Consider the following 6,000-nt stretch of genomic DNA (forward strand, 5'->3'; position numbering starts at 1 on the left):
TGGCGTCGGCCGCGGCCCACACCGCACCGCACACCGCCCGCAGGCCGTCCAGCGCGTCCTGGCCCGGCTCGCCGCCATCGCTCCCCGCCCCGACGCGACTCTCGTCGCTCACTGCCCCTCGGACCGGAGCCTCGCCGCCGTCGCTCCCCGCACCGTCGCTCGCCGCCCCCCGGACCCGAGCCACGCCGCCGTCGCTCCCAGCACCGTCGCTCGCCGCACTTCCGGCCAGGCCCTCGGCGCCGCCGGACCCGGCGTGGGCCGAGGCGCGGGTGAGCCGCAGCCCCCCGCCGTCGACGACCGCGTGCCAAGCACCCACCGTCGCGTCGCCGGCCCGCACGCGCAGCGCGTCCGGCGATACGTGCAACGCCCGCAGGTCGTGCCCGACGTACGTGGGCCGCAGCCGAGCCGGTGCCAGCACCACATCGATCGGGTCGGTGACTCCGGTGAGCACCAGCAGGCTGTCGGCTCCGGCGGCGTTGGCGCCCTCGATGTCGGTGTCGAGCCGGTCGCCGACCACGAGGGGCCGGGTCGCGCCGGAGCGCAGGATCGCCTCGCGGTGCATCGGCGGCTCCGGCTTGCCCGCGACGACCGGTTCGCGCCCGGTGGCCGTCCGGATCGCCGCGACCAACGTGCCGTTGCCGGGCGCCCGGCCGCGGTCGGTCGGCACGACGGGGTCGGTGTTGGTGGCCACCCACGGCAGCCCGGAGGCCACGGCGTAGGTGCCCTCGGCGAGCAGCGGCCAGCCGACCGTCGGCGAGAACCCCTGCACGACCGCGACCGGGCCGTCGTCGGCGCCGGAGACCGGAACGAGGTCCTGCTCGCGGAGCGCGACCTCGAGCCCCTCGCCGCCGACCACCAGCACCTTCGAACCGGCCGGCAGCTGCTCGGCCAGCAAGCGTGCGGCCGCCTGCGCCGACGTGACGACCTCGTCGGGCAACGCCTCGACGCCGATCTCCGTCAGGTGCGCCGCGACCCGCTCCGGCGGCCGGGCGGCGTTGTTCGTGACGAACGCCAGCCGCATGCCCGCGGTACGGGCCTGCCGCAACGCCTCGGGGGCGTGGGACACCGGCCGTGGGCCGACGTAGACGACCCCGTCGAGGTCGAGCAGGGCGACGTCGTAGAGCTCGGTCAGATGCGGCACGGCCCCCATCCTCCCAGCCGGTTCTGACGGTGGTCGCGGCCGGGCGGGCGGTGCGGTCCACGAGGTGTCGTCGGGCCGGGCACCGGCCCGGCGACGTCGCTCTGGCTCGGCGCCTCGCACCGACCACGTCGATGAGGCCTCCGGCGCCCTCTTGTCGCCGGTCTGCCCGGCCCTTCTCGGTCCGCGTACGATCCGTTGATGACCTCCGCCACGCCACCGTTGCGGTTGACGCCGTTCCGGGCGACGACCTACGCCCCCGGCACCGACCTCGCGGCGGTCGTGTGTCCGCCGTACGACGTCATCGGCGATCGGCTCGCGGCGTTCGAGGCGCAGGACCCGCACAACATCGTCCACCTGACGCTCCCCCGGCCCGCCCCCGGCGACGGCGACAGGTACTCGGTGGCCGCGCGCTCGCTGGCGGCCTGGCGCGAGTCGGGCGTACTGGTGCGCGACCCCGCCCCGGCGCTGTACGTCTACGAGCACGTGACCGCCGGCGGCGCGGCGATCGGCCTGGTGGGCGGCATCGGAATCGACGGCCCGGTACTTCCGCACGAGAACACCTTCCCCGGCCCGGTGGCCGACCGCGCCGCCCTGATGAGCGCGACCCGGATGCAACTCGAGCCGATCCTGTTGACCTATGACGGTGGTGGCTCGGCCAGCGATGTCGTCGACCGCACGGCCGCCACCGCCCCCATGCTGGAGTTCACCGTGGCCGGCCAGGTGCACCGGCTCTGGCGCGTCGCCGAGCCGGACGAGCTGGCCACGATCGCCTCCGACCTGGCCGGCCGGACCGCGCTGATCGCCGACGGACACCACCGGTTCGCCGCCTACCGCGCGGTGCAGGCCGCCGACCGGGCCCCCTCCGGTGCCGATCACGGCCTCGCCCTGCTGGTCGATGCCGCCCGGCACCCGCTGGAGTTGCGCGGCATCCACCGCAGCGTCAGCGGCCTCTCGTTCGAGGACGCGGTGGCCGCGGCGGCCAAGGGCTTCGACGTCGTCCCGCTGGCTGCGGGCGACGATCCCACCACCATGCTCGGCCGCGAGCACGGCACCGCGTTCGTCATCGGCGCGGGACCTCGGCTGGCGCTGCTGCGCTCGCCGCGGCCGTCGGTCCTCGAGGACGCCGTACCATCCGACCGGCCCGATGGGTGGCGCGAGCTGGACGCCGGCGTGCTGGTCGACGTGCTGCTCGCCCACCTCTGGGGTGTGGACGATGCCGACCCGCGCGTGACGTACCACCACGACGGCGACGAGGCGCTGCGCTCGGCAGGCCGTGACGCGGGCGTCGCGGTACTGACCCGTCCGCCCGCCCTGGCCGACGTGCTCGACTTGGCCGCCCGCGGGGAGCGGATGCCACGCAAGTCGACCTCGTTCGGGCCGAAGCCGTGGACCGGCCTGCTGATGCGCGAGCTCGCCACCGGCCAGTAGCCCCGCCCGCCATGATCGACGCTGAACCCCGGCCACCACGATCGCCAGCCGCGCCGCAGGCAGCCCCGGTTCCCGCCGAGCATCCGGGCACGACCGATGCGGGATGGCCCCCGACCTGCCGGAGCCTCAGAGCACGATGAGCACCGGCCGAGTCACTGGCCCGCGGCCTCGGCTCCGACCAGCACGAGCCGGCGCTCGGGCGAGGCGGTGGCGGGTTCGGATGGTGGATCGGCCTTGCGGGCCTTCTGCTTCTTCTGCTTCACCGGTGGTCGCCGCGCGATGCACTTGGCGGAGTCGATCTCGATCTCGAAGGTGCTCTGTCCGGCGCCTCCGGACCGCCAGAACCGGCGGCGGAGTGCACCGGTGATCTCGACGGTGTCGCCCTCTTCGAGGACGCGGAGCTTGCGGCGTTGTGCGGACGCCCACGCCGTGCACGTGACCGTGTCGACGCGGCGGGGAGCGCCCAGCCCGGCGGGCGGACGTGGGCGCTGGACCACCAGTCGCGCCGACACGATCTCGTCGCCGCTGGGCAACAGGATGACCTCGGGCTCGGCGGACAACCGGCCGACGAGCCGGACCTCGTTGAGGTGCTCGGCGGGCACCGTTGCGGTGTTCATGACGACTCCTTCGGCGGATGGGGATCGGGTCCTGTCCACCATCGTGGGCGCGGACGGGCGGTCGCGCAGCCGCGGATCGTCGATTTGTGGATGACGGGCCGAAGTCGTCGGGGCTGTGGACGAGAGACCTGCTGGGCGGGCGTTCGAGCGGCGCCCGGCGGGCTGCTCGGACACGTCAGTCGTCGCTGTCGCCGTCGCCAATCTCGGCCGCGCGCTCGGGCGGCGTCGGGCTCGCCCTCGATGTCCGCGTCGGCGGCCCGCAGGAACCAGCGGCGAAGTCGTCGGGGCTGTGGACGAGAGACCTGCTGGGCGGGCGTTCGAGCGGCCCCAGCGGGCCGCTGGGACACGTCAGTCGTCGCTGTCGCCGTCGCCGATCTCGGCGGCGCGCTCGGCGGCGTCGGTCTCGCCCTCGATGTCGGCGTCGGCGGCCCGCAGGAACCAGCGGCGGGCCTCCTTGTCGCGGCCCGCGGCGAGGAGCGCGTCGGCGTAGGCATAGCGCAGGCGGGCGACCCACTCCGCATGCGCGGTGGATCGCAGCTCCGGCACCTGCAGCGACACCGCTGCCGCCTCGTGGTCGCCGAGGTCGCGCCGCGCGCCGGCGGCGACGATGAGCATCTCGATGCGCCCGGCTGTGTCCAGACCGGTGACGGCGGGGTCGTGCGAGAGGTCGAGTGCTCGGCGCGGACGGCCGAGGCCACGCTCGGCATCGGCCATCATGGGCAGGTACTCGGCCGAGCCGGTCATGCGCCGGGCGGCTCGCAGCTCCGCGAGCGCGTCGGCGTACTTGCCGGCCATATATGCGGCCACGCCGGCGGCCTCGCGCACGACGCCGATGCGCCCGGCTTTCCGCCGCGCGGCCATGGCGTGCTCGTAGGCCCGCTGCGGTTCGTCGTCGAGCAGGCGCTGCGCCATGACCAGGTGCCGCGCGACGGCGGCGGACATCTGACCGGAGAGCGCACTGAGCTCGGCGCGGATCTCCTCGTCGAGCTCGCGGCCGGTCACGTCCTCGTCGACGACGGGGTCAGGGACGCGCGGGGCGCTGGACGGGCCCGGTGCGTTGCGGGAGCGGTCGTCGCCGTCGGCCGGGCCGCGGGACCCGCCGCGCGGGCCACCGCCGCCGAAACGGTCACCGCCGCGTCCGCCTCCGGATCGGCCACCGCCCGCACCGCCCGGACCACCGCGTCGTTCGCCGCCGCCCGAGCGACCGCCGGACTCGCGATCGTTGCCGCGTCCGGAGCCGCGGGAGTCATCGCCGGAGCGAGGGCCGTAGGAGCGGCCACCGCTCGAGGGTCGGCCGCCGCCGCGGGAGTCATCGCCGGAGCGAGGGCCGTAGGAACGGCCGCCGCCGGAGCGGTCGCCACCGCGAGAGTCATCGCTCGAGCGGGGACCGTACGAGCGGCCGCCACCGGAAGGACGGTCGCCGCCGGAGCCGCCGCTCCAGCGGTTACCGCCGGAGCGGTCGCCACCACGGGAATCGTCGGACCGGGAGCCGTAGGAACGGCCGCCGCCGGACCCGCCACGCGAGTCGTCGCCCGAGCGGGGACCGTACGAGCGGCCGCCACCGGAGGGACGGTCGCCGCCGGAGCCGCCGCTCCAGCGGCTACCGCCGGAGCGGTCGCCACCGCGGGAATCGTCGGGCCGCGAGCCGTAGGAACGGCCACCGCCCGACCCGCCACGCGAATCGTCGCCCGAGCGGGGACCGTAGGAACGGCCGCCGCCAGAGCGGTCGCCACCACGGGAATCGTCGGACCGGGAGCCGTAGGAGCGGCCACCGCCGGACCCGCCACGCGAATCGTCCCCGGAACGGGGGCCGTACGAGCGGCCGCCGCCGGACCCGCCACGCGAGTCGTCCCCGGAGCGGGGACCGTACGAGCGGCCACCACCACGGGAATCGTCTGAACGGGAACCGTAGGAACGACCACCGCCCGACCCACCACGAGAGTCATCGGAACGAGGGCCGTACGAGCGGCCACCACCGGAGGGACGGTCGCCACCGGAGCGGCCGCCACCGGAGCGGTCGCCACCACGAGAGTCATCGGAACGCGAGCCATAGGAGCGGCCACCGCCGGAACGGTCGCTGCCGGAGCCGCCGCTCCAGCGGCTACCGCCGGAGGAACGATCGCCACCCCGAGAGTCATCCGACCGGGAACCGTAGGAACGGCCGCCGCCGCGAGAGTCATCGGGACGGGAGCCGTAGGAACGGCCGCCGCTGGAGGGGCGGCTACTGCCGCGGGACTCGTCGGAGCGCGAGCCGGAGGAGCGGTCGCCAGGGGAGCGATCGCTGCCCGAACCACCGGATCGGCCGCCGCTCGAGGGGCGGCCACTGCCGCGGGGATCGTCGGAGCGCGAGCCGGAGGAGCGGCCGCCAGAGGAGCGGTCGCCGCCCGAACCACCGGATCGGCCGCCGCCCGAACCACCGGATCGGGCGCCGCCCGAACGATTGCCGCCGGGACCGCCGGGACCGCCAGAGCCGCGGGCCGGCCGGTCGTCCCGGCCGCTGCCGCCTCGCCGAGCTCGGCCGTCGTCGGACGGGTCCGTGCCCTCGCGGTCACGACCAGACATCAATGATCCTCTCGTCTCCATGCCGTTACCCCATTCTCCCCCGTCGACCGCCTCGGCGAGTCCAGGAGGGGGTCCGGACATGCGTGAGGCCCCGACGCACTAGGGGTCGGGGCCTCACGATGGGTAAGTGTCCGGCGGTGTCCTACTCTCCCACCCCCGCTAGAGGGCAGTACCATCGGCGCTGGTGGGCTTAGCTTCCGGGTTCGGAATGGGTCCGGGCGTTTCCCCGCCGCTATGACCGCCGGCACATCT

At 75.2% G+C, this 6,000-nt stretch carries 3 protein-coding genes, 1 rRNA gene and 1 pseudogene; 1 reads left to right on the forward strand and 4 read right to left on the reverse strand.

All coding sequences use genetic code 11. The features are described 5' to 3' along the window. Positions 1-142 precede the first annotated feature (142 nt). A pseudogene (locus E1212_RS20915) lies at positions 143-1,150 on the reverse strand (HAD-IIA family hydrolase); the annotation flags it as partial. Positions 1,151-1,339: 189 nt separating this feature from the next. Here E1212_RS20915 and E1212_RS20920 point away from each other — a divergent pair. Beyond that, entirely contained in the window at positions 1,340-2,569 is a 1,230-nt protein-coding gene (locus tag E1212_RS20920) for a DUF1015 family protein (RefSeq protein ID WP_131986029.1), read from the forward strand. A gap of 152 nt (positions 2,570-2,721) precedes the next feature. Here E1212_RS20920 and E1212_RS20925 read toward each other — a convergent pair whose 3' ends face one another. The 3 genes from E1212_RS20925 to rrf all read right to left on the reverse strand — a co-directional run bounded on the left by E1212_RS20925 (position 2,722) and on the right by rrf (position 5,994). Continuing rightward, on the reverse strand, positions 2,722-3,186 hold the full coding sequence (locus E1212_RS20925) for a single-stranded DNA-binding protein (protein ID WP_131986031.1): 465 nt from the start codon (positions 3,184-3,186) through the stop codon (positions 2,722-2,724). Positions 3,187-3,534: 348 nt separating this feature from the next. Continuing rightward, positions 3,535-4,188 (reverse strand): hypothetical protein, encoded by a 654-nt coding sequence (locus E1212_RS20930; RefSeq protein WP_131986033.1) that lies wholly within the window; start codon positions 4,186-4,188, stop codon positions 3,535-3,537. A gap of 1,689 nt (positions 4,189-5,877) precedes the next feature. Then, positions 5,878-5,994, reverse strand: a 5S ribosomal RNA gene (rrf, locus tag E1212_RS20940). Positions 5,995-6,000 lie beyond the last annotated feature (6 nt).

Origin of the sequence: Jiangella ureilytica (genome assembly GCF_004348545.1) — a bacterium.
GTDB lineage: Bacteria > Actinomycetota > Actinomycetes > Jiangellales > Jiangellaceae > Jiangella > Jiangella ureilytica.